Source organism: Stieleria mannarensis (assembly GCF_014154935.1).
GTDB classification, from domain to species: domain Bacteria; phylum Planctomycetota; class Planctomycetia; order Pirellulales; family Pirellulaceae; genus Stieleria; species Stieleria mannarensis.
On record NZ_JACEHH010000024.1, the window covers coordinates 1 to 25,110 of the forward strand.

General features: G+C 59.0%; 14 protein-coding genes. 12 read left to right on the top strand and 2 right to left on the bottom strand.

Annotated elements, in window-relative coordinates; all coding sequences use genetic code 11:
- Positions 1-10 precede the first annotated feature (10 nt).
- Complete coding sequence (locus H1B37_RS16965) at positions 11-511, bottom strand: hypothetical protein (protein ID WP_182867847.1); 501 nt, start codon at positions 509-511, stop codon at positions 11-13.
- A gap of 409 nt (positions 512-920) precedes the next feature.
- Here H1B37_RS16965 and H1B37_RS16970 point away from each other — a divergent pair, with 409 nt between their 5' ends.
- From H1B37_RS16970 to H1B37_RS17025, 12 genes are all read left to right on the top strand, one after another.
- On the top strand, positions 921-4,676 hold the full coding sequence (locus H1B37_RS16970) for a translocation/assembly module TamB domain-containing protein (RefSeq protein ID WP_182867848.1): 3,756 nt from the start codon (positions 921-923) through the stop codon (positions 4,674-4,676).
- A 588-nt stretch (positions 4,677-5,264) separates the two neighbouring features.
- Positions 5,265-6,869 carry a protein adenylyltransferase SelO gene (locus tag H1B37_RS16975; RefSeq protein ID WP_182867849.1) on the top strand — a complete coding sequence of 535 codons (1,605 nt, stop codon included), beginning with the start codon at positions 5,265-5,267 and terminating at the stop codon, positions 6,867-6,869.
- 785 nt (positions 6,870-7,654) lie between these two features.
- Positions 7,655-9,559, top strand: a complete 1,905-nt coding sequence (locus H1B37_RS16980) for a peptide ABC transporter substrate-binding protein (RefSeq protein ID WP_220498243.1) — start codon at positions 7,655-7,657, stop codon at positions 9,557-9,559.
- 8 nt (positions 9,560-9,567) lie between these two features.
- Positions 9,568-10,497: an ABC transporter permease gene (locus H1B37_RS16985; protein WP_182867851.1), complete on the top strand. Its 930-nt coding sequence runs from the start codon at positions 9,568-9,570 to the stop codon at positions 10,495-10,497.
- A complete protein-coding gene (locus H1B37_RS16990; RefSeq protein ID WP_182867852.1) occupies positions 10,494-11,720 on the top strand; it encodes an ABC transporter permease in 1,227 nt (408 codons plus the stop codon). The genes H1B37_RS16985 and H1B37_RS16990 overlap by 4 nt, the downstream gene beginning before the upstream one ends.
- Before the next feature lie 4 nt (positions 11,721-11,724).
- Positions 11,725-12,717: an ABC transporter ATP-binding protein gene (locus H1B37_RS16995; protein ID WP_182867853.1), complete on the top strand. Its 993-nt coding sequence runs from the start codon at positions 11,725-11,727 to the stop codon at positions 12,715-12,717.
- A complete protein-coding gene (locus tag H1B37_RS17000) occupies positions 12,710-13,717 on the top strand; it encodes an ABC transporter ATP-binding protein (RefSeq protein WP_182867854.1) in 1,008 nt (335 codons plus the stop codon). Before H1B37_RS16995 ends, H1B37_RS17000 begins: the two co-directional genes overlap by 8 nt.
- Before the next feature lie 202 nt (positions 13,718-13,919).
- Positions 13,920-14,657, top strand: coding sequence for a 3-keto-disaccharide hydrolase (locus H1B37_RS17005; RefSeq protein WP_182867855.1), 738 nt, complete (start codon positions 13,920-13,922; stop codon positions 14,655-14,657).
- A gap of 1,339 nt (positions 14,658-15,996) precedes the next feature.
- Positions 15,997-17,262: a DUF1559 family PulG-like putative transporter gene (locus H1B37_RS17010; RefSeq protein ID WP_182867856.1), complete on the top strand. Its 1,266-nt coding sequence runs from the start codon at positions 15,997-15,999 to the stop codon at positions 17,260-17,262.
- Positions 17,263-17,382: 120 nt separating this feature from the next.
- Entirely contained in the window at positions 17,383-18,570 is a 1,188-nt protein-coding gene (locus H1B37_RS17015; protein ID WP_182867857.1) for an Ig-like domain-containing protein, read from the top strand.
- A gap of 72 nt (positions 18,571-18,642) precedes the next feature.
- Entirely contained in the window at positions 18,643-20,826 is a 2,184-nt protein-coding gene (gene pilM / locus H1B37_RS17020) for a pilus assembly protein PilM (RefSeq protein WP_182867858.1), read from the top strand.
- Positions 20,823-22,985 carry a DUF1559 family PulG-like putative transporter gene (locus tag H1B37_RS17025; RefSeq protein ID WP_220498244.1) on the top strand — a complete coding sequence of 721 codons (2,163 nt, stop codon included), beginning with the start codon at positions 20,823-20,825 and terminating at the stop codon, positions 22,983-22,985. The genes pilM and H1B37_RS17025 overlap by 4 nt, the downstream gene beginning before the upstream one ends.
- A 9-nt stretch (positions 22,986-22,994) precedes the next feature.
- On the opposite strand, the gene H1B37_RS17030 is transcribed toward H1B37_RS17025, so the two are convergent.
- Positions 22,995-24,884, bottom strand: a complete 1,890-nt coding sequence (locus H1B37_RS17030; protein WP_182867860.1) for a tetratricopeptide repeat protein — start codon at positions 24,882-24,884, stop codon at positions 22,995-22,997.
- Positions 24,885-25,110 lie beyond the last annotated feature (226 nt).

A 25,110-nucleotide genomic window follows, 5' to 3' on the forward strand; every position in this document is an offset into this window, starting at 1 on the left:
TTCTGTCTCATCATACCGCGATGACCGCGTCAAGTATTTCGTTGCCAGAAATTCGCAGGAAGAAACAACGCGATCCCTCATCGGGCAAATCAAATTCGTAAATTAACTCGAGTGAGTCTTCCGTGTATTCACCGATTGTAACAGCGATGCGGTTACTAAGGTGAGCTTCAACTTCTGTGATACTGGTAAGTGCAGGATGTAGGTCAAGTAATGTTCGTGCGATAGAGGGCCACAGTTGATCGTAGTTGCTCAACAATGCGTCGAAAACGGCCTTCTGGCGGTCGGTCGGGGATTCTCCGTCAATCCAAAGATGAGATGCAAAGTTTACGTTTGGCGAATGCGGAGTTGGAGCAATACGAGAGCAGTCGTAAGCATCCAATCCATTGAATGTACATGCGCCAAGAATTGGGTCGGGGTCAACCGGGATGCACTGGATTTGTGGAACCGGCTGGAATCCAGTGAGCATCCGGTAGAACCAAACTTTCAATCGCAGGGAAATGGGAATGCTCATACGACAGAACAACTAATTATTGGTGGTCCGACTGGGGTAAAAACCGATATTCCCCGGTCGGACCGCGGAATATCTCCCGCCACCCGATGGTAGGGCATGGCGGTGGTGCGGTCAAGATTGGGGCAGTGGTTCGGGACGGGCGGATTACCGCGTTTGGGCCTCGGCGGCGGATGAGGCCATGCATTGGAGGGAAAGAGGGTCAAAAAACGAGGTGGTCAAAAAATGAGAGCGGAGGGGGAGTGATTTTTTGACCACTCCATTTTTTGACCCCCATTACCTCGTCCGCTCCGACACCGCCGACACTCCGCCGGATTGACCTTGCGCTGGAGCCGCGTTTCTTCGTACTCTCGCCCAAAGCGCTTTTTCGCGAAATGGATTTCTGTGCGGCAGGCACAAGGATGTGACCGTGGTGAGAGACGACTATTTGCTGGATGATCTCGAGCGATCGCAGCTCGACGCCACTCGGCGGCGACGTGCCAATCGCTCCCGACGCTATTATCGAATGCTCTTGCTAGCACTCGGATTTCTCGCCCTGCTCGCGCTCGCCGCGCCCAGTCTGGTCAGCCACACCGGGATCGCGCGCTCCATGCTGGCGTCCAACGCCGCGACGTACGGCTGGACCGCATCGGCCGATTCGATCGATGTCGGTTGGATCACCCCGCTATCCATCCGAGGATTGAAGCTGACCGGCCAATCGGGTGAAACGGTCGTGCAGATCGATCGCGCCGACACCGCGTTGACGGTGATGCAACTACTGAATCTTGACCCCGCATCGATCGGCGAAGTTTCGCTTCGCGGCGTCGCGCTGGCCTGCAGCGTCGCCGATGGCCGGTCGTCGATCGAGTCGGACTTGGCAACTCTGCTGGAGCCGAGCGATCAACCGCAGGCATTGGTCCGTGCGTCGATCCAAATCCAAGACTTCGGTGCCACTGCGACCGATTCGATCACCGGCGACGCTTGGTCGCTGAACCAATCGAATGTGAACGTCAGTCTTGATGGAAACCGGATCACCGCGGAGGTCGCCGGGGTGGTCAATGAACCGGGCGGCAGCGGTGGTGCGATCCAAAGTCAGTTTGTCTGGCAAGACGGCTCGGAGGACTTGTGGAGTCTTTCGTTCGATACCGAGTCGTTTCCGCTGTCGGTCGCCAATCTCGTCGCGCGACGATTCTCCGGTGCGGTCGACGGTTTGCCACAACAATTCTCCGGCGACACAACCGGTCGATTGAAACTGGTCGGTGCCCCCGACGGGGCCGTCAAAGCCAGTTTGGGCGACGTGCGGATCCGCAACCTGAAAACACTCTTCGCGTCGACGGGCGATGCGTCCGGGCAAGCGGGTACCGCGCAAAAACAATGGAACAATGAACTGGCGACACTCGACGGCGACGTCGCACTCTCGGGCGGTTGGTTGCTCGGCCAAGGCTTGGAGCTGACCACCGACTTCGCATCGGCGACACTCGACGGTTCCTTTCCGACCACGATCTCCCTGGTCGGCTCGGACGACAATCCACTCAGCTGGCTGCAAGCCCTGAACGGTAAAGCGCGCGTCGACGTCGATTTGGCGTCACTGGATCAAGCGCTGCCGGGGCTGATCCCGCTGCGCAGCAACGTCACGTTGGTGTCCGGCCGGGCAAGCGGCATCATCGACAATAGTGCCGCGTCATCCGGACCCGGCCATGTAGCGACGCGGCGCAGCAACCTGTCACTGTCGAGCAATTCGTTGCGCGCCCGCGCCGACGGGCGGATCGTGGTGATCGAACCGATCGAATTGTCGGCCACGGTCACTGACGACAAGGGGGCGCTTCGTGCGGAGCGATTCGACGTCAAGAGTTCGTTCGCCAACGCGTCGGGATCGGGAACACTGCAAGACGGAACGGCGGAATTGCGAATCGATTTCGGTCGGCTGTACACGATGCTTCGCCCGGTCATCGATCTGTCGGACCTTTCACTCGGCGGGACCGCCGACGCCCAGGTGCGATGGACCGTCAATCGCACTCCCGATGGACGATCCGACCAGTGGGATCTGATCGGCAACGGCGAAGCGAACAACTTGTTGGTCACCCTGCCCAGCGGCCACCGTTTCAAACGCACGATCGTGCAAGGCGACGTGGCGGCCAAAGGGCAATGGAACGGCCGAACGTTGGAGCAGTTGACCAGCGCCGACGTCGGGATCCGCAGCGGCGGTGTTTCCTTGCGTGCCGCATTGCTGTCGCCGGTTTCGCGGCCCGACGCCGATTCGATCTACCCGGTTCGACTGGAAACCGATGGACGGCTGGAGAATCTCAGCGAATCGTTGCGGCCCTGGCTGCCCGATCCTCTTCGCAGCGCCGAGGGCCGATTGACGGGATCGGCGATCGCCAAGGTCAGCCGTTCGGGCGGCTCGCTTTCCAAAGCCGAATTCGTCGTCAGCCAGCCACGCGTCAATTACGACAGCCACTGGTACGTGCAGCAGAGTGTGACGGTCAATTTCAACGGCGTGCTCGACTGGCCGAGCGGCAATTTTGCCTCACAAGAACTGACCGTTCGCGGCGAAGCGTTGTCGTTGGCGGTGCGCGGAGAAGCGAGCCGCGAGAAAACGAACTTGGACATCGCTTGGAACGCAGACTTGAAACGGTTGCAAGAAAGCGTCGGATCGACGATCGCACGCGCGGCATCGACCAACGTCGTCCGCCCGATCAGTTACCGGCCGGTCCAGGACAACGCGTACACGATCAGCGGACTGTCCAGCGGAAAACTGAATCTGAGCGGCGATCCGGTCCAGTGGAACATCGACGCATCGGCCTCGGCGACCAACGTTTCCATTTATTCGCCGTCGGACCAGCGCAACTACCCGCCGGGAACGCCCGCGGGGGCTTACGGCCCGAACCCGCGACCGACGTTCGGCCAGGGTTTCGGAAACACGCAACCGACCCCGACGGGAGATCTGTTGTGGCAGGAACCGCGGCTGAAAGTTGACGGTCGGATGCAATACAACGCCGAAACGGGAATCGTCGCGTTGCCGGAACTGCAGATCGCCAGCGACGGCTTTGCCGGCACGTTGACCGGCGAAGTGACGACGAAAGGAGAGGCGTCTTCGGTGCGGCTGTCCGGTCCCTCGCGTTGGAAGATGGACGTCGTGGCCGCACGGCTGGCCAATTTGCTGGGAACGCCGATTCAGGCCAGTGGCATTCACGAAGCGCCGATCGAATTGCTGTGGTCGACGTCGGCTGCCCAAGACGCGTCGCTGCGGATCAAGGGAGAACTCGGTTGGGACCAATGCGAAGTGGCTGACATCCGCATCGGGGCAACAAAGCTGCCGTTCCAGATGACCGATCAAGCGCTCCAGATCAACCGCACCACGTTCCCGATCCTCTCGCTCGGCACGACCAACTCCGGTGCGACTAATCCCGCCGCGACCACCGAAGCGGGCCAAGTCGAATTGGCCGCTCACGTCGATTACACGGCCAGCCCGATGACCGTTCGACTGGGACCGGGGGCCAAAATCAAATCGCTGCAGATCACACCGTCGACCGCCGCGGGATGGTTGAAGTACCTGGCCCCGTTGGCGGCCAACGCGACCAGCATCGACGGGGCGATCGCCGCCGAGTTTGACGAAGCGGTTTTGAATGTCGACGATCCCTACGCAAGTGTTATTCGCGGGCGGATGGACATCCAAACGATGCGGTTGGCCTCGGGGCCGTTGGCGAATCAGTTGATCCAAGGCGTGGAGCAGATCAAGTCACTGGCACGACTGACCGGTGGGCAAGCCGAACCGGCGAGTGCGAAGACGTTGATCGAGATGCCGCCCCAAAGTGTCGAGTTCAGTTTTGAAAACGGAGTCGCCACCCACCAGCGAATGTATTTCAAAATCGATCGCGCGAATTTGATGACCAGCGGACGTGTCGCCACCGACAGCAGCATCAATCTGGTCGCCCAAGTCCCCCTGGACGCCCGTTGGCTGGGCAGCGATCTAAAAGGCTTGGCCGGACAGACGCTGACGTTCCCCATCACCGGAACACTCGATCGCCCCAAACTGGACGACACCGCGGTCCGCGCCGTGATGACCGAACTGGGCAGCAAAGCCGGCGCCGAAGTGATTCAAAACCGGCTCGACGGCCTGATTCAAAAACAACTCGGTTCGGGGATGGAGCAGCTTAATTCGGGGCTTGAGAAGATCCTTGGGTTTTGACGCGGCGCGTGGAGACAAAACCCTCCCTGGAAGAGGGCTGGCGAAAATCAATGCAACTTGGAACGTTGCGTAGGTTCGGGGACTTTCAACGATTCTGCTGGATCCCTTGATTGCAAATTGCAAACTGATCATTGCAAAATTCAAATTTGCCGGGAATCGTCGCTCAAATCATTTCGCAATTTGCATTGTTCATTTTGCAGTTTTCAATCGTTGCCGGTTCACCAGTTTTCGACGCCACGTACTTTTCATCAGGCCACCCTGGCAGGGAGGGTGTCGCCTCTCAACTTGACGCCGATGGGGTCGGGCGTCGCGTGAAGGGGGCGGCGAACGCTAGGTGGCAAAGAAAACCCACCGATGGCAGAGCGTAACCACGGATTGCCGGCTGGTGTTTGTCGCGATGCGACGGGAGCGTGGGTTTGCTGGGGACCACCTTCTGGCGAAGGTAGCTACGTTGGCCAGCGAGTGTTGGCATTTTCTTGTCTGATGTCACGCGTGGCCGAAAGTCTTGGCGACTTCCGCTACGGCCATTTTTCTGTCCTTCTCCACCCACCACCTGCCACAATCTCCCCTCGTCCCTAAACTACAGGCATGTCACAACAACAATGGATCGATGCCTGGGAATCACTGACCTTTGACAACCGCTTCACGCGGCAGCTGCCGGCTGATCCGGATCAAACCAATCAGATCCGCCAAGTGCGCGGGGCGTGTTACTCTCGTGTGCTGCCCAAACCGGTCGCGGCGCCGCAGCTGATCGCCCACTCGCGTGAAGTCGCCGAGCAGTTGGGGGTGACGGAGGAGTTACTACAGTCCCAGCAGTTCGCCGACGTGATGGGGGGCAACGCGGTTCATCCGGGGATGGACCCGTTTGCGATGTGCTATGGCGGGCATCAATTCGGAAACTGGGCCGGCCAGCTTGGCGATGGCCGCGCGATCAACCTGGGCGAAGTCATCGATGTGCATGGGCGTCATCAGACGTTGCAGCTGAAAGGGGCCGGTCCGACGCCCTACTCGCGTTTCGCCGACGGGCTGGCGGTGTTGCGCAGCAGCGTTCGCGAGTTTCTGTGCAGCGAAGCGATGCACCACCTGGGCGTGCCGACGACTCGGGCGCTCAGTCTGGTCCTGACCGGTGACGCGGTGACCCGCGACATGTTTTACGACGGCAACCCGAAGCAGGAACCCGGCGCGATCGTGTGTCGCGTCGCGCCGTCGTTCGTCCGCCTGGGGAATTTTCAAATCTTCGCCAGCCGCGACGATGTCGACACGCTGCGGCGTCTGGCCGATTTTACGATCCGCCAGGACTTTCCCCACTTGGGCGAGCCTTCGCCGGAGGTTTATGCGGAGTTCTTCGCCGAGGTCTGTCAGCGGACGGCGGAGTTGATGGTGCACTGGATGCGAGTCGGTTTCGTGCACGGCGTGATGAACACCGACAACCTGTCGATCCTGGGGCTGACGATCGACTACGGCCCCTATGGTTGGTTGGAAGACTACGATCCGGGCTGGACACCGAACACAACCGATGCCCAAGGGCGACGTTACCGCTATGGCCACCAACCGCAGGTGGCTCAGTGGAATCTGGCGCAGTTTGCCGGGTCGTTGTTGCCGCTGGTCAATCAAGACGTCGACGTGCTGCAAAAGGGATTGCATCTGTACGTCGAAACCTTTGACGACGGTTGGAATTCGATGATGGCCGCCAAGCTCGGGCTGGACAAGTTTCGCGGTGAAGCGGACCAGCGGTTGTTTGCAGCGCTGTTGGATGTGTTGCAGTTGGCCGAGACCGACATGACGCTGTTCTATCGACGGTTGGCTGATGTGCCGAGTGAGAGCGATCCCGATGCGGTGTGCGAGCGGCTGGCTGACGCCTACTACCGGCCTGAGCAGATTGACGACGAAGTCCGCACGGCGACGGCCGACTGGTTTGCGGGCTACCAAAGTCGGCTCGCGGATGCCGGCGTGTCGGATGAAAAACGTCGCCGGCGGATGAACCGCGTCAATCCGCTCTACGTACTGCGCAACTACTTGGCTCAATTGGCGATCGATCGCAGCGAGCAGGGTGACCAAGGGGGGATCACAGAGTTGTTGGAGGTGCTTCGAAACCCCTACGACGAACAGCCCGGACGCGAAGCCTATGCCGAGAAGCGTCCCGAGTGGGCGCGGCATCGCGCGGGGTGTTCGATGTTGTCGTGTAGCTCCTAGCCGCTTGCGGAAATCGGGTGAGAAGATTTCGGAGGTAAGAAAACGGTGAAATGCACCATCGATTCGATGCAGCCAATCTTCCTACCTCCAAAATTTTCCTGCCTCTCTATTTGTCGCGTCGAAGGGGACAGGAGAGGGATGGCAGAATGATACGGGGCAGAATGATGGAATGCCCGTAGGGGGACGCGAGGCGGCTGATCTCACCGGAGCGCTGGCCGAAAGCCTTGGCGGCTTCCGCTACGGGCTGGTTGGTCGAAAGCCTTGGCGGCTTCCGCTACGGGATGGTTGGTCGAAAGCCTTGGCGGCTTCCGCTACGGGCTGGTTGGCCGAAAGCCTTGGCGGCTTCCGCTACGGGCTGGTTGGCCGAAAGCCTTGGCGGCTTCCGCTACGGGATGGTCGGTCGAAAGCCTTGGCGGCTTCCGCTACGGGATGGTTGGCCGAAAGCCTTGGCGGCTTCCGCTACGGGATGGTTGGCCGAAAGCCTTGGCGGCTTCCGCTACGGGATGGTTGGCCGAAAGCCTTGGCGGCTTCCGCTACGGGATGGTTGGTCGAAAGCCTTGGCGGCTTCCGCTACGGATTGGCGTGGTCGTTCATCGGAGCCATTGCGCCGATTGCTCTCCACTCGCTCTCGCACTCAACCCGCCAAACCCGCTAAACTGCCTCGGCCAGCTTCGTTCGTTTGTCCTTAACCCAGAAGAGACACGCTCGTGCCCCCGGAAGTTCGCCGTGGATTCGTGATCGTTGCGGGCCTGCTCGCTGTCGCCGCAGTGATCTGGGCCGCGCGAATGGACCATATCCCCCCGGCCGACTTTGCGTTTCAAAACGGCACCGACCCGAGCACGCTGGATCCACACCGGGCCACCGGGCAACCGGAAGGCCGCGTCATTTTCGAGCTGTTCGAGGGCTTGTTGAGGATGCTGCCCGAGGGGGAGCCTGATCCGGAAACGGGCCTGCAGCCCTTGACGCCCCAGCCGGCGATGGCGGAGCGGTATGAGATCTCCGAGGACGGCAAGACCTTCACGTTTCATCTGCGTGAAGGCATCCGTTGGACCGATGGGACACCGATCACCGCTCATGATTTTGCCTGGTCCTGGCTGCGGATGCTGCATCCGGCGACGGCGTGCGAGTACGCTTACTTGATCAACGAAGTCCGTTTGGCGACCGAGTACAACGGTTCGGTCGTCAACATCGGCGACAAAGTGGAAGTCGAACTGTGGGACCGCCCCGGCGAGACACCGACCAGCGAAGCCAACGTCCAGCACTTTCCCCGCGGGACGATGAAGTACGGAACGCTGCGGGGGATCATCAAGCCCGACGCCCCGGAGCCGGCCGAGAACTCGACGGACGATCAACGCGAACAGGCGCAGCTGGATTGGGAGGAACGTTGGATCTATGAGATCGAGGTTGCCGATCCGAATGCGGAGGGCGATGGGCAGGCGACGCTCGAGCGGTTTGCGATGTCAGCAGAGGTGGCTGCGAGCGACGAAACAGTGCAGCGGATGCACGGCGTGCTGGTCGATTTCAAACACTTCGGCGGTGCCCAAGCGATCGACGACCGAACCTTCGTCGTCCACCTGAACAACTCCGTGCCCTACTTTCTGAATCTGGTCGCCTGGTACCCGCTGTTTCCGGTCAACCAAAACTGCGTCGAAACACACGGCACCCCGCTGTGGACCAAGGCGGAGAACATCGTGACCAATGGTCCGTACAAATTGAAATTCCGCCGCTTGCGTGACCGCATCCGGGCGGAAAAGTTCATGGATTACTGGCGTGCCGATGAAGTCTCCTTTGAAACGATCGACTTCGTGTCGCTGGAAAGCCAGAACACGGCGATGAACATGTACGAGACGGGACAACTGCAATGGGTCTGGGATCTGCCCGCCTCCGTCCTGGAAGAGTTGAAGGATCGCGACGACTTCCACAGCGCTCCCAAATTGTCGATCTATTTCTACAAACTGAACAACGACGTCCCTCCGTTGGATGACATCCGCGTGCGCCAGGCGATCAGCATGGCGATCGATCGACGTCAAATCGTTGAACAGGTGACCAAGGCGGGTGAGCAACCGGCGTTCACAGTCGTGCCACCGGGCATCGCCGGATACAAAGGCCCCGAGGGACTGAAGGGAAGCGTCGAACAGGCCCGGGCATTGCTGGCCGAAGCGGGTTTCCCGGGCGGACGCGGCTTTCCCAAGATGTCGCTGATGTACAACACCAGCGAACGACACCGGCCGATCGCCGAAGTGATCCAGCAACAGCTTCAAAATAACCTGAACATCAAACTGGAACTGAAGAACATGGAATGGGGCAGTTTCGTCGAGACGGTCCAGCAGGAAAAGTACGAGATCGCTCGCTACGGTTGGGTCGGCGATTATCCCGACCCCAACACGTTTTTGGACCTGTGGGTGACCGGCAATCCGCAGAGCAATACCAACTGGAGCAATCCGGAATACGATCGTTTGATCAAGGCGGCCAGCAGCGAATTGAACCCGCAGCGGCGGATGGAATTGTTGCGGCAAGCCGAATCGATCTTGGCGACGGAGTTGCCGATCATTCCGATCTTCTTTTACACGTCCGCCGAGATGGCCAAGACGAACATTGTGGGGTTTGCACCGTCCGCCCAGGACCTGCACCCGCTGTCGATCTTGCGTTACCGATCTGACGACGCGGCGCCGGCGCACTCCCAGGACTGACATTCGACATGCGCAATCTGATTGGCTACCTGCTCAAGCGAGCGGCATGGATGATCCTGACGCTGTGGGCCGTGTACACGGTTTCGTTCATCTTGATGCGCAGCGTGCCGGGCAACCCGTTCAGCGGCGAGCGGAGTCTGCCGCCGGCGATCGAACGACAACTCAAAGCGCGTTACAACCTGGACGCGCCGCCGCTGCAACAGTATTGGGATTATTTGGTGGGCATCGTCACCCGGTTCGACCTGGGATGGTGCATGGGGCTGGAGGATTACAGCGTCAACCAGGTCTTGGCCGAGGGGTTTCCGGTGTCGGCGACATTGGCGATTTTTGCGCTGGTGTTCGCGATTCTTTTGGGCGTCACCGCCGGCGTGATCTCGGCGGTCTATCGCCGTACCAAAGCGGACGTCATCTTGATGTTCGCCGCGGTCTTGGGGATTGCGATTCCGAATTTCGTGTTGGCCAGTCTGGCGATCTTGCTGTTCGTGTTCATGATCCAGATCTTTCCGGCCGGCGGCTGGGGAACGCTGAAGCAGATCGCCCTGCCGGCGTTCTGTCTGGGGCTGCCGGTGGCGGCCTACATCGCCCGGCTCAGTCGCACCGGGATGTTAGAGATGCTGACGAAGGATCACGTGCGGACCGCGATCGCCAAGGGTTTACCGCACCGAACGGTCATCCTGCGACACGTGTTGCCGGGCGCTTTATTGCCGGTGGTGTCGTATCTCGGCCCAGCGGTCGCTCGCGTTCTGACCGGTTCGTTGGTGCTGGAAAAAATCTTCGCCCTGCCCGGCATGGGCAGCCACTTCATCAACGCCGCGACGCAACGTGATTACACGCTCGCGATGGGCATGGTTTTGACCTACACCGTCATCCTGTTTGTGATGAACACCCTGGTGGACCTCGCCTACGCCATCATCGATCCGAGGGTCAAGTTGCAGTGAAGTCTGAAGCGGATCGCGAAACTCTGGAACGCATCCTGGCCGAAGCACGCGAGGTCCACGGCGTCTCGTTGTGGCAAGATGCCTGGAAACGTCTGCGTCGCAACCGCACGGCGATGATCTCATTGTGGTGCCTGCTGACGCTCTCGGTGCTGGCGTTTCTGACGCCGCTGTTGCCGCTGCAAAGTCCGATCGACAAGGATTTGGACAACCGGCGTTTCCTGCCGCCGAATCTCAGTTCGGTCGTGATGGGCAGCCGCCCGGGGTTGAAGTTTGCCGGTGGAACGTTGACCGGCGAACTGGCGGAGTTCAACGAATCGATCGAATCGCTGCGGGCACAGTTCGCTTCGGACGGTCCGGATCAGCAACGTCAGATCGAGGTCACGATCGCCGACCGCATCGAGGTCGAACATCCCTTCAATCAAATGTGGAACAACCTCGGTCCGGTGGCTTGGTGGATGTGCGAGATGCGGGTGGCGATTTTCGGCGACTACGCGATCCCCAGCTTGTTCGGCACCGACAAACTGGGGCGCGACCTGCTGGCCCGCGTCTTTTGGGGCGCCCGTGTGTCATTGATCGTGGGGATCGTCGCGACGCTGGTCAGTTTGATCATCGGCGTCAGCTATGGCGCGATCGCGGGTTACTTTGGCGGAAATGTCGACGCGGCGATGATGCGGCTGGTCGACATGCTGTACTCCATCCCGTTCATCTTTGTCGTGATCTTTCTGGTCACGTTTCTGGGCGAAGACTCGGTCAAGAAGAAACTGGATTCGGTGGGCATCGACCAGATCACGATCTTTTACATTGTGATCGGTGCGATTTATTGGTTGACGATGTCGCGGGTGGTTCGCGGTCAAGTGATGTCGCTGCGTCATGAACAGTTCGTCGAAGCGGCTCGGACGGTCGGTGCGTCGTCGTGGCGGATCGTGTTTCGGCATCTGGTGCCAAACGTGTTGGGCGTCGTGATCGTCTATCTGACGTTGACCATCCCCAGCGTGATGTTGTTCGAAGCGTTCTTGTCGTTTTTAGGGCTGGGCGTTTCGCCGCCGGACGTTTCGTGGGGATTGTTGCTGAACGACGGCGTCGAAGCGTTGTCGATCGTCAAGGTGTTTTGGTGGGTCGTTGTGTTTCCCGGCGGTGCTTTGGCGGCGACCTTGTTTGCATTGAATTTTCTTGGCGACGGCATCCGTGATGCGCTCGACCCGAGGATGAAGAACCGAGATTGACGCCATGAGTGAATCCCAGCCGCTATTGAAAGTCGACAACTTGCAGGTCAGTTTCAAGACCGACGACGCCCAGGTCCGCGCCGTGCGCGGCGTCTCGTTCGACGTCTATCCGGGCGAAACGGTAGGGCTGGTCGGCGAGAGCGGCAGCGGAAAGAGTGTGACCAATTTGGCCTTGATGGGCCTGGTCCCCAAACCACCGGGCCGAATCGACGGCGGCACGGTCCTTTATCAGGGAAAGGACTTGCTGACGCTGAGCGATCAGCAAATGCAATCGATCCGGGGCCGGCGGATCGCGATGATTTTTCAAGACCCAATGACGGCACTCAACCCGCTGATGACGGTCGGGCAACAATTGACCGAAATGACGCGGTTGCATTTGGGACTGAGCCGCAAAGAGGCCAATCGCCAGGCGGCCGAGATGTTGGATCTGGTCGGGATCAGCGGCGCGGAAAAGCGGTTGCGTGATTACCCGCATCAGTTCAGCGGCGGGATGCGGCAACGCGTGATGATCGCGATGGCGTTGTCGTGCGAACCCGACCTGTTGATCGCCGACGAACCGACGACGGCGCTGGACGTGACGATCCAGGCTCAGATCCTGGACCTGCTGCGTGACTTGCAACAGCGTCGCGGCACCAGCATCATCATGATCACCCATGACTTGGGCGTCGTCGCAGAGATCTGTCACCGGGTGCTGGTGATGTATGCCGGACGCGTCGTCGAAAAAGCCGACGCCGATGCGTTGTTCGCCGATCCGAAGCATCCCTACACGCAGGGCTTGTTGCGCTCGCTGCCCCGGTTCGATCAAACCGCCGAGACACTGGAAGCGATCCCCGGTCAACCGCCCGATCTGGGCCATTTGCCCGACGGCTGTTCATTCCGGCCGCGTTGCCCCGTCGCGATCGACGCGTGCAAGACGCAGGATCCGGCACTCGTGAATTTAGATGGCCGTCGTAAAGCCGCTTGTCTGGTCGCGCAGCAGGAGGCGGTCGATGTCTGAAATAAATCCAACACCATCGACACCGTTATTGTCGGTCCAGGACCTACGGGTTCATTTCCCGTTCAGCCGCGGTTCGTTTCTCAGTCCACAACGGGGCGTGATTCGTGCCGTCGATGGATTGTCGTTTGACATCGCCAAGGGCGAGACGTTGGCGCTGGTCGGTGAATCGGGATGTGGCAAATCGACCACCGCTCGGGCGATCATCAATCTGGTGCATCCGACCAGCGGATCGGTTCGGTTGGAAGGTGTCGATATCACGCGGCTGGGCGACCGAGAGATGATGCCATACCGTCGCGTCGTGCAAATGGTCTTCCAAGACCCGTTCGCGTCGCTGAATCCACGGATGACCGTCGGCAGCATCATCGGTGAACCGTTGGCCGTGCATGGGCTGGCGTCGGGGAAAGATCGCAAATTGGAAGTGTTGCGGCTGATGGATCTGGTGGGGCTGAATCCAAGATTCCTGAATCGTTACCCGCACGAATTCAGCGGCGGCCAACGCCAGCGGATCGGGATCGCCAGGGCGTTGGCTGTGGAGCCGAAGTTGATTCTGTGCGATGAACCGGTCAGTGCCTTGGACGTTTCCATCCAGGCTCAAATCATCAATCTGCTGATGGATCTGCAGCAACGTTTGGGGCTGTCGTATCTGTTCATCGCGCATGATTTGAGTGTGGTCCGGCACATCGCCACGCGCGTCGGTGTGATGTACCTGGGACGGCTGGTCGAATTGGGCGAGGCGGAATCGGTGTATGCCAATCCGACGCACCCGTACACCGAGGCGCTTTTGTCGGCAGTGCCGATTCCCGATCCGTCCAAGGCTGAATCGCGGCAGCGGATTCGCTTGGAAGGCGAGGTCCCGACGCCGGATCGCGAGCACGTGGGGTGTTCGTTCGCCGATCGCTGTCCCCTGGTCGTCGACAAATGTCGATTCGAGCGGCCGCCACATGAACAGGTTGGATCTGCGACCGAAGTGCACACGGTGGCCTGCTGGGAACGCGGGTAGGTGGTGGGAGTCGGTTGGAAGCCGGGGGGCAGAAAAATTAGGGGCAGAAAAATGGAGGGGGGGGAAACGTGGACAAGAAAATGGGTGACAAGAAAATGTCGGGTCAACCTGAAACCTAAAACTTGAAACGCTGGCACGTCTCGCTCGGTCCGGTCATACTACCGGGCTCGAAAAAAACTCCCTTTCCTACGCGAGACCCATCATGCTTCGCTCTTTCTTGTTTGGCACCTTTTGTTTGTTCGTTTCTGCTTGTGTTGCCGAGTTGCCCGCGGAGAGTGCGCCGCCGGAGCCGGACGGCATGACCGTGCTGTTTGACGGAGAGAACTTGGAGGGTTGGGACGGTGACCCGAGGTTGTGGAGCGTTCGTGAGGGCGTGATCCACGGCGAAACGACCAAGGAGGTCTCCACCAAGGGCAACACATTCCTGATTTGGAAAGATGAAGTCGCCGATTTCGAGCTTCGATTGTCCTTCCGCTGCACGGCGACGAACAACTCGGGGATTCAATACCGATCGCAACGCGTGACCTCGGGTCGTGGAGCGTCCAACCAGTGGGTGCTGCGTGGTTATCAGCACGAGATCCGCAACGAAGAAGATTTTCCCAACGTGCCGGGTTTCATTTACGACGAAAAGGGATCGCGGGGACGCATCTGTATGGTCGGCGAGAAAGCGGTTTGGAACGAAGACGGTAAGCAGGTCCAAGGCGAGCCGCTGATCACGAAAGACGAGTTCAAGGAGTTGATGAAGGTTGACGATTGGAATGACGTCGTGATCATCGCCAAGGGCAACCACATCCGCCACTACCTGAACGGTCGCCTGGTATTGGACTTCACCGACAACCATCCGGAGAAGTCGTTCTCCAAGGGCATGATCGGGTTGCAATTGCACGCAGGTGCACCGATGTGGGCGGAGTTCAAGAACATCCGCCTGAAGAATCTGTAACGGAAGCCGCCAAGGCTTTTGACCTTCTCAACCTCCCTCGTTGCAAGGCTCTGGGACGTGGAACTTATTACTGAGCGACTTGTTTTTCAGTAAAGTGATGTAGCTCAACAACACAGAGGGCATTCGCCTATTTCGATGCAGAGCGTGGCCCTCGGCTTCCACCGCAGAGCGGTGCCACAACACAGCCCGGGGTCGCGAAGCGCACCCCGGGGCCGGGAAGAAATAAGAATCGGAACCCCATCGGGGTTCAACGAACGACGCAATGTGAACGGACCGCGAAACGCTCGCGCGTCTTGGGCGGCGCGTGTTGTTCAACCCCGTTGGGGTTGCCGGGCATGGTGCGTCTGATCTTGGGGTGCGCTATCGCGACCCCAAGCTTTGTTGTGACACGCCGCTGGCGTGCAACCGCGACGCGGTTGTGTTGGAATTGCTTCACGCAACGCAACGCGAAATTCACCGGCAATCGATTTCGCGTCCCCCGCCTTGGAACGCGCTGCACGTGTGGCTCCCGTCAGACGCGCACTCAGTTCGGCCAGAGGCGGAACTGGGCTGCGAAAAATCTGGATTCTGCGGTGGTTCAGAGTTCACGCGAAATGATTCCGCGATGGATGGTCGACTCCCAGCAGCCATCGTGCGACGAAACAGGAGTGACATCAGCCGGTTCGCGTTAGCGCGAGCGGGCATCGCTTAGCGGTATTGGGCTAAGGATAGACGCCAGAGTTTGCCATCTCTCTATTTGTGAAGGTTGTGTTAGCGTCGCGTTGCGTTTTCGTGCATTTTCCGTTCCGCGGCCCCCAATGTGCCGCGTCATGTGAAGCCGTTGCGGTGTAAATGCGAAGGAACGATGAAGGTTAAAGCAAATGGAGTGGTTTGCGATTGCAGCAGAACGGTGGCTCGTTTGAATACGCGTGTCAAAGCGACCGGGTTCGCGGAAAGCGACTTGGGTGTTTGAGGACGCGGAACGAGATTCATCGACTTCTCATCTTCAGCCCATCAAGGTTTCGCCGGGATCTGGTTCACTGCGTTCTGTCCACGGGCGATCGATTTCGGTGCTGCAAACCGGTCGGTTCGGCTGCGGGGCGGAAGCTCTGAAAAGGAGCGTTTTATTCCGGTGGCGTCACCGGGGCTCCCGTACCGCACATGGGCGTGGCGTTCACGCCGTGTATTTGGAGTTTTAAGAAAAAAAGAGAAGCCGGCCAGCAGGTCAGGATCAGACGTGGTCACCGCAAACGATTCCGCGTCGCACCCTGTGAGACCGCCAGCCGACTGCTCCGGTTGTTTCCCCATTTTGGGCGGGGTTTTTTACCTTGTCCACAGAAATCCAAACAAGGAATTCGAAATGTCGCGTATGCGAAAATCAGGTTTCACCCTGATCGAACTGTTGGTGGTGATCGCCATCATCTCCCTGCTGGCCGCGTTGGCGTTGCCGGCACTGACCAAGGCTCGCGAAGCCGCCCGCCGCACGCAGTGCTCGAGCAACCTGCGTCAGTTCGGGATCGGAATGTACACGTTCTCCGATCGTGACCCCCTGGGCCGTCTGTGCACCGGTGCTTCGGACTTCGAGCGTGACGGTGACATGGACACCTACGGCTGGGTCGCCGACTTGGTCAACACGGGAGCGGCGATTCCCGGTGACATGTTGTGCCCCAGCAACCCCGCCAAGGCTCCTGAAAAACTGAACGACCTGCTGGGTGTTTCCACGTCCGGAAACCTGGCCGGTATCGCACCTTCGGCTGGTAACGACTGGAGCCGTATGCGAGCGGGAGCAGGCGAGCATCTGTACGCCGCCGATGGGACCGCCAACTACGATGGGACGGGCAATCTGACCACCCCGGTCACCGTCGGTTCGATCACGTACAACACCACCCGAGAGTATGTAGGTGCCACGTACGTCGACCAAGGCTACATGACCAACTACGCTGCGGGATACTTCCTGGTGCGTGTTTCTCCGATCATGGAATACGTCAGCGGTTCGATCGTCTCTTCGTCGGGCGGCAAGTTCAAAGAGCGTCAAGACACCAGCGGACCGTTGTTGGCTGCCGTGCTTGATCGCAGCCGCATCGCGACCAGCAGCATTCCGCTGCTCGGTGACGCCGGTCCCGGAGACGTCGACGAAGCGATTCTTCGTCAAGATGTTCCGAACACCAAAGAAGAACTTCCCCGTGGGATGCTGTTGGCCGAAGCCTTCAATGATGGCCCCGCTTATCTGGCGACCGACAACAACCGTTTGATCTTGCTCAACGCCGGAGTTTCGATGGTCGAGCAAATCAACTGCGAACGCGGTGCTCCGTCGACCATCAACTGCGAACTGCCCATCGGTGCTGACAACGCGTCGCCGTCGGGTTACTACCTGCAAGATACCCGTGACTGGTTCGCCATTCACAGCGGCGGATGCAACATCCTGATGGGTGATGGGTCGGTTCAGCTGTTCTACGATGACAACGGCGACGGTTACCTGAACCCCGGTTTCCCGATCGATGAAACCCAAACCGATTTCTCGGGTGTCGGCTACTCCAGCGCGGATGTCGAACTGCAACCGGCCGAAATGTTCAACGGCCTGTTCATCGACGAAAGCTCCTTCAAGGGCCAGTTCGAAGAAAGCTGATCCCAGTTTGAGTTCGTAGGTTTTGCTCCGGCAAAACCGGACCGAAATGGGGACCCCCATGGCATTTGATGCGATGGGGGTCTCCTCTGTTAAACCACATCGCCATCCAACCACGTGCGAATGAACCAGTTCACCAAACGGCTACTTCTTTTCGGCGCAAGCGTCATCGGGTTCGCGTCGGTCACCTTTGCTCTCAGCCAAGCGGTCAGTTACAAACCGTGGGGCGTGCCCGATAGCCGTCGGGATGATTATGACCGCCGCCTTGCCGAGTTGGATCATCAGGCCGAATTGAGCGACATGTACGCCAACAGGGCTCGGCCGATCGTGAGCGCCCAACCATCGCGGTGCGACTTCGGTTGGGTTCGCCCGGGGGAAGACCTGCGGCACGTCTTTCAGATCGAAAACGTTGGCGATGACGTGCTGCGTCTGGGCGTGCGAGCGACCAGCTCCGATCGCGTGACGGCTGAATTGAATGTTGAGACTCTGGCGCCGGGCGAATCGGCTGGGTGCACCGTGACGATGACCGCGGCAATGGAGCCGATCACGAGGCCCGCTCGTGAAACGGTGACGCTGACCACCAATGACCCGCTTCATCGCACCGTGACACTTTCGGTTGAAAGCCGACAGCGCAGCGAATTGGTGCTCCCATCAAAAATCGCGTTCGATAGCCATGACCTCGGTCGCGCTTCAACCGCCGAATGCGTGATCTACAGCCAGTTGGGCCAGGACCTAAAGGTTCTCGGCGTCGCGTGTGACTCGTTTGATGTGGAATGGGGCGCCCAATCCGAGGATCCGGCGAGCGCCGAACTCGAAGGCAAATCCGCCACCGTCGCCAAACGTCTATCCATCGAGATTGAATCCAAAGATTATGGCCAATACGCCGGCGTGTTCGAGCTGTCGGTCCAGCTGGACGGAGTCGTCAAGCAATACCCGATCGATTTCGTCGGTCGGGTTCGTCCGCCGATCGGGTTCTATGGGCCGATCGTGGATCGGCGTACCGGAATTGATTTTGGGACGGTTGATAGCAGCACGCAACATGACCTGTATGTGGTCGTGCGGTCACGGGCAGACCGATCGCGAAAAATCGCGGTCCTGGATATCGAGCCGAAGGAGTTGCAGGCGGAGCTTGAACCGCTGGAGACCGAGGGCAGCTATCGGCTTCGAGTGTCGATCCCCAAGGACTGTCCCTACCGACGTTTTAATTTGGCACAACAGCACGGCTACGTTCAGATCGGTGACCCCGAGATGAAGTCATATTCCAACTGGTTGCCGATCTATGGGGTCGTGGGGCGATTCGACGGCAAGTGAATCGTTTCGATCGCTGACGTGGGTCGGCCGAATGGCTGTGAGTTTCAGTATTGTTTTTTTTGATAACGCGACATGTCCAGTTCTCCATCGACCGGTGAAATCACTTCGTCCGCCGCAATGCCGGCGCAAACTGGGAAGATCACCTGTGGTGCTTGCAAGGAAACGAATCCGGTGGGCGGCCAGTTTTGTGCCGGCTGCGGTCATGCCTTGTATGAACCTTGCTTCCAATGCACCAAGCCCGTGACGCTCCAGCAGTCGTTTTGCGGTCAATGCGGATGCGACCTTGTAGCCGCAATCTCGGAGCGAAAAGGCAGGCTGGAAGGGAAAATCGCTGACGCGATCCAGGCTGCAAAGGAACGCGACTTCGAAAGGTCCAAGGGGCTGCTGGCGATCGTCACTCGGGAGAAAGATTATCGATTCAAGGACGTGATCGCTAACGCAATGACGGCCCAACAAAAGATCGATCGCATTGCAGAGCAGGAGTGCGGGTCCGCTTCGGATCGCATCGCAGCGGCGCAAGCGGCCTATGAGGTCGGCGACTCGGCGCGCGTGGTCGAACTGCTCGGATCCCTGTCGCCGAATCTGTTGACGCCGGAGGCAAAAAGTCAGCTGGAACGATCGACGGTCCTGCTGGAGCAATTGAAGGAAGCAGAAGGTTCTCTACAAGAGGCTTTCCAAAAGCGTGACTGGGCAACCGCCGGAGTGGTTCTGGACCGATTGCTGGACCTCCAGCCGGATGATGCGTCGGTCGCCAGCTTGGCGCAGAAAGTGGGGAAGAAACTGATCGCAAAAGCAGAAACACTTTGCCAAGCACACAAATACACGTCCGCGGCGAACCTGTTGGAGTGCGTCCCTGCCAATTCACGCGGTCAGGAATATTCCGCTCTTAGTGAGTCGGTTGGGCGGATCACCTGGCTTTCCGACCAGATCAAAGGCGAGCCGTTTGCGACACCGACGCTGGGGCGAATTGCACAGCAATGGCTCGCAGAATCCGAGGGTGATCCCCGCGCACGCAAGGTGCTTGATCGAATCAGCCGTCGGATCAAAGGTCCCAAGGCCAGTTCCCGCGATGTGTTTGCGTGTCTGGATGGATCAACCCAAAGTTGGGCCGGTGGGCCGGTGGGGGTGTTGGCATCTCCCACAAGCATCGATGTTGGCGCTGATGCTACCTTTCGAGCGTCTCCGGGCCAATTCAATGTCGCACTCGGTCTGGCACTCCAGGGGCTTGGTCGGGGGCGTGTCAACGAGGACTTCACTCCCAAGAAAGGTTTGCTGAAGCGTTTGGGCCGAAAAAAGGTGGAGCGATGTTGGGGGCTGGATCTCGGCGCGTCGGGGATCAAAGCCGTTTGCCTGGAAGCCGATGGTGAGGGGCTTCCCAAGCTGGCGGAATGTCACAAATTGTCTTACGAGAGCCCGCTGACACGGAACATCGACGATTCCAAGCTGGACGAACAGGTTCGCACAACGCTGGAAGCATTTTTGCAAGAGCATGAGGTCGAAGGGACGCCCGTCTGGGTCAGTTTTCCGGCACGTGAGTTGGTTTCGCGGTTTGTTAAATTACCTCCGGTCGCGGACAAACAGGTCAAGACGTTGTTCGAAAAGGAAGTCGAGTCTCGGATCCCGCTGCCGCTGGACGAGGTCGCCTGTGTCAGCTGGATCGGCCCGCTTCCGGAAGATGAGTTGACCGCCATCGGGCGTCCCGCGTTTGTCTCAGCGGCAAAAAAACAGTTCGTTGATCGATACCTGGAGAACCTCGGCCGTGCCGGATTGATCGTCAGCGGTCTGCAAGCGACGCCGATCGCGCTATTGAATTTTGCAGCGTTCGAGTTTGCCAATCTGATTGACCTGGATCAGAACGATGGCGGCGACTTGGAACTGAAACTGCCGTCGGTCGCCTTGTTTGATTGTGGCGCCGAAATGACCACCGTGCTCGTGATCAGCGGCGCTTCGAACTGGTTTTGGTCGTTCGAATGCGGCGGAAACGAATTCACCCGCCTGATCAGTCGAGCGACGAAAGCGACACATGCAGAGGCTGAAAAACTGAAACGCAATCCGGCGGCACTTTCACGTCCAGAAATTCAGTTCGAAATGGTGGAACAACGCATCGAAGAGATGCATGGTAGGCTCCGAAAGATCACGACCGACACCCTCGTCGATCACGAGGAAATCGACATCAAACAGTCTTGGTGCAGCGGCGGCGGAGTCTTCACCCATGGCTGGATCAAGAGAATTCTATGCGACCGCAAATCCCAATGAAGATGAAACCCAAACCCGCCGACCGTTTCCATTCGATCGTCACACGCCTCTTGATCGCGACCGCGTGCTGTATGCCAGGATGTGGCGAAAGCCAACAAGACCTGTTCATGAAACACGCCCAACGGGATCGCGGAGGCGCAACGCAGGACGAGGCGAAAACGCCGACGGCGAGGCCCGACGCCCCATCCACCCCGGCGCCCCGACAGGTCGCGGCAAAGCCAAGTCCGAGGGTCGTCGAAACCAGTGTTTCTGTCTCGCCAGCGGCGAAAACTGACAAGGTACCCCCAGTGGACGCCGGTGAACCGCCGGAAAGCAAAAGCTTGGAAGAAATCGTCGGTATCCAACCGATTTCCCAGCGAAAACCGGAAACAGAATTAACGGTGGCCCAGCGTCGAAGGCGTGCCTTCGACAACTTGCAAAAGATCAACGCGGCGCTGCTCGCCTATCTGGACGAAACGCGTCACTACCCACGCAGCTATCACCAGAATGCGGGCGGGGTCCCGACGTTGTCATGGCGGGTCGAGTTGCTTCCGTATCTCGGTTACGAAGAGCTTTACAAGCGTTTTGATTTTGACCGCGCCTGGAATATGCCGCCCAACAAAGATCTGTTGCAGTTCATCCCCGATGAATACGTTTCGCCGGAACGCTTCGACGATAAAACCAATTTTGTTTTGCCGACCAGCGCGCCGTTTATTTTCGGAGACAACCGCAGTACCAGCCAATCCATGGTCGAAGATGGTCCCGAAAACACCATCATGCTGCTGGAGATCAACGACGCGCACGCGGTCCATTGGACAGAACCCAAAGATTTCCAGCCCAAGTCGATGATGCAGATGTCGCCTTATTTGGGCAAGTTGCGGGTCGACGGCACGTTCGCGTTGTGGGCGAACGGGTTTCCGGTCCTATTGGAAAAGAATCTGTCCGACCAACAGTTATTCCAGGCGATGACCTACGACAAGAGCGATGCCCTGTTGGCCAGGGATATCCACCGGGCGATCACCGTGGAAGAGGTCGATGTCGATCCGGAATTGTCTGATTCCTTGCCCGAGCAAGACATGCAGGCACAGACGAATGAAAATGAACCTGTGCCGGCTGCGGTTGAAATGGAGATGCCGACGCTGATCGAAGACGTGGACATCGCCCGGGAGCCCGTTCCTTCGGCGGTCCAAATCAGTAAGGCTCAGGAAAAGCTTCGGCGTATCTATCGTGACCAGCTGACCGAGGCGACGAAACCGGACGACAAGGGAAAGCTCGCCGCCGAATTGATCGAGACCGCAGCGGGACTGGAGGCTGATCCCGCCGGGGCATTCGTCTTGCAGCGTGCAGCGTTGCGTCTGGCGATCGAGGCTGCCGAAGGAGACACGTTGATCGACGCCATCGATCAGCGGGTCGCACGATTCGAGGTCGATTCGTTCCGCGAAAACCTCAAGTGGATTCAGGAATTCGGAGCGGCCACGGCCAGCCGCGATGCGAGCTTCGTCAACGGCGACGCGATTTTGCGCCGCGCCATCCCGGTGATCTACGCGGGGATTCACGAGAATGAGTACATGTTGGCGAGCTCGGTTGCACGAATCGCCAACCGTTTCGCCGGTGGGGCGCGTGACAGCGTTGTTTCCCGTTTGTTGACACGGCTCAGGACCCAACTGGGCGCCGCCCAACGCGAGTACGAAAAATCGATGGATGATTTGCAACAGTATCGCATCGATCCCAGCAATACGGCCGCCGGAGCTTCCTTCGGGACGTTCTTGTGCTTTATCAAGGGGGACTGGAAGACCGGTTTGGAGATGGTGGCCGAAGGACAGGGTGATTTGGCAGAGGTTGCCAAGCTGGACCTCCGCGGAGCCGCCCGGGCGATCGATCAGGTTGCCATCGGTGACGCGTGGTGGGAACTCAGCCAACGCGGTTCGGGAGCCTATCGCCAGGGGGCACAAGACCGCGCGGTGCTCTGGTACACCCAAGCGATGGAGCGTTTGCCCGAGTCGCTCGATCGGATCCACGTCAAAAACCGACTTCAAGAAGCCGACCAGACCGATGGACGTAGCCCCCTCGCGCTGTGTGTCCAATTGTCTCAGGAGATCGGAGTCGACCTCAGCAGCAGCTTGACATCGATCGCGGCCAAAGGGGGACGTGTGGCACGGCGAGATGACGACGACGATTGAAACGGTCGCTTATTCAGTGGCGTCGTCTCGATCGAGTTTCGTAACCACCGCCAGATTTTGAACCGCTACCGGATGGTTGGGTTGTAACTGAAGAGTCCGTCGGTAAAACCGGATGGCGTTTTCATAGTCACCTAGCCTGGCATACGCATTGCCGAGATTCGCGTTGGCGTCGGGATTCTCGGGCCATAGCTTCAAGGAAATCTTCAGGTGCCTCTGGGCCTCCGCAGGATTCCGCGAAGCAAGCAGCCCGCCCAAGTTGTTATGGGCTTCCGCGTATTCAGGATCCACCGTGATCGCCTTTCGATAGCATGCTTCGGCCTGCGACACGTTTGTCGTGCGAAGCAAATTGCCGAGATTGAGGTACGCCTGGGCGAATTGCGGGTCGATCTCGATCACTTTCGCGAATTCTTCCATCGCTTCCTGACGCCGACCGAGCTTCGCCTTGCAGAGTGCCAAATTGTTGCGGGTCGTTGCGGATTTCAGACCCGCGTCGATCGCCGCCTGGGCATGGGAAAACGCTTTCGGATAGCTGCCCTCGGACAGATAGATCGCTGACAGATTCGAGTGCGCCAAATGGTTGTCTGGATCGATCTGCAACATTCGGGTGAACAGCCGGTTGGAATCTTGCCAATGGCGTGCCTGGAGAAGTGACAGGGTGCTGAACGTGGCAATGGAAAGGGCCGCAAACGCGATCAAAGTTCTGCTTGAGATGGAGCGTTTGTCGATCGCGAGCATGATCACGGCGCCGATCAACAGAAACAGCCCGACGTTCGGGACGTAGGTGTAGCGGTCGGCCATCCATTGGATTCCGATGGGGACGATTCCCGAGGTGGGAAACATCGTTCCGAGGAACCAGAACCAGCCGACGAAAAGAATCGGAATGCGACGCCGATTCCGCCAGCAGTAGATCGAAATCCCGGTCAGGATTGCGGCGGAAAAGATTGCGAACCCGACCGGCATCCCGTCGCGGGGCGGTAACACGCCGACCGTCAGGCCGATCGGCATCAGCAGGTGCCAAAGGTAGATCAGGTACGCACAGGGAATCTGCAGCAGTCGCTCCCCGAGTGGCACCGCGTCCAATGACGCGACCGCGCCGGTGCTTTGCTGGGCGGACAAGGCGACGAAAGAGAATACCAGGCTCAACAACAACAGCGGTGCCTTCTCCAGTGCACTTCGCAGCAACGAAATCGGTTCACGGTTGGATTCGACGTTTCTGTTCAACAACAACGCGTCGAGCCGATCGGGGGACAGGTTTTCGCCAGATTCGCCAGATTCGCCGAATCGGATACGGCACAGCGGCCAGATGTCCAGCAGCATCATTGCGAAAGGGAACGTCAGCAGCGAAGGTTTGGACATCAGCCCCGCCGCCATGCACAGAAACACCGTGCCCATCCGGTGCGGAGTTGGCCGCCGTGCGTAATGAGCATAGGCCAGCATCCCGAGCATCCAAAACAGGGTGCTCAGGGTGCCCTTGCGTTCGGCGACCCAGGCCACCGATTCGACGTTCAGCGGGTGGACGCAGAACAGCACCGCGACGGTCGCTGCCAACGTGTCTCGCAGCCCCATGACTTTCAACGCGACAAACAAGACCACCACCGACAGCGTGTGCAGGATCACATTGGTCAGGTGGAATCCAAGCGGGCCGTTGCCGTACAGTTGTGAGTCCAGCTGGAACGACCACCAGACCAGCGGGTGCCAGTTGCCCATCCGCGTCGTGGTCAATGCCCAGGTCGCATCGGCCGCGTTGATCCCGTTTTGGACATTCGGGTTGCGGCTGACGTATTCGGCGTCGTCAAGCGCGACGAATTGGAAGCCGGTCGTCTGCAGGTAGACGGCCAGCGACAGCGCGATCAGGCAAGCGGGGATGGTGTAGCGGTTCAAGGTTGGGGTGCGGGGCAAGAAGGCTCGCAGTAGCGGAAGTCGCGAAGACTTTCGGCGATTTGCGGATGGGGAACGAAACTCTTGGCGAGTTCCGCTACCGGGGAAACGAGCTGAAGCGGCAATATGAGCAAGTCGCCTCGGTTTCCTAAAAAACCAATCGCCCACCAACGGTCAAGCCACACCGCGGCGATTCATCAAACCTTCATGTTCCGACAGGCCAGCTAGCTGGACAGCGCCACTTTGA

Excerpts from the sequence above, each read along its gene's own strand:
- H1B37_RS16965 (WP_182867847.1), bottom strand. The coding sequence starts at position 511 with ATGAGCATTCCCATTTCCCTGCGATTGAAAGTTTGGTTCTACCGGATG.
- H1B37_RS16975 (WP_182867849.1), top strand. The coding sequence starts at position 5,265 with ATGTCACAACAACAATGGATCGATGCCTGGGAATCACTGACCTTTGAC.
- H1B37_RS16980 (WP_220498243.1), top strand. The coding sequence starts at position 7,655 with ATGGACCATATCCCCCCGGCCGACTTTGCGTTTCAAAACGGCACCGAC.
- H1B37_RS16985 (WP_182867851.1), top strand. The coding sequence starts at position 9,568 with ATGCGCAATCTGATTGGCTACCTGCTCAAGCGAGCGGCATGGATGATC.
- H1B37_RS16995 (WP_182867853.1), top strand. The coding sequence starts at position 11,725 with ATGAGTGAATCCCAGCCGCTATTGAAAGTCGACAACTTGCAGGTCAGT.
- H1B37_RS17000 (WP_182867854.1), top strand. The coding sequence starts at position 12,710 with ATGTCTGAAATAAATCCAACACCATCGACACCGTTATTGTCGGTCCAG.
- H1B37_RS17005 (WP_182867855.1), top strand. The coding sequence starts at position 13,920 with ATGCTTCGCTCTTTCTTGTTTGGCACCTTTTGTTTGTTCGTTTCTGCT.
- H1B37_RS17010 (WP_182867856.1), top strand. The coding sequence starts at position 15,997 with ATGTCGCGTATGCGAAAATCAGGTTTCACCCTGATCGAACTGTTGGTG.
- H1B37_RS17015 (WP_182867857.1), top strand. The coding sequence starts at position 17,383 with ATGAACCAGTTCACCAAACGGCTACTTCTTTTCGGCGCAAGCGTCATC.
- pilM (WP_182867858.1), top strand. The coding sequence starts at position 18,643 with ATGTCCAGTTCTCCATCGACCGGTGAAATCACTTCGTCCGCCGCAATG.
- H1B37_RS17025 (WP_220498244.1), top strand. The coding sequence starts at position 20,823 with ATGAAGATGAAACCCAAACCCGCCGACCGTTTCCATTCGATCGTCACA.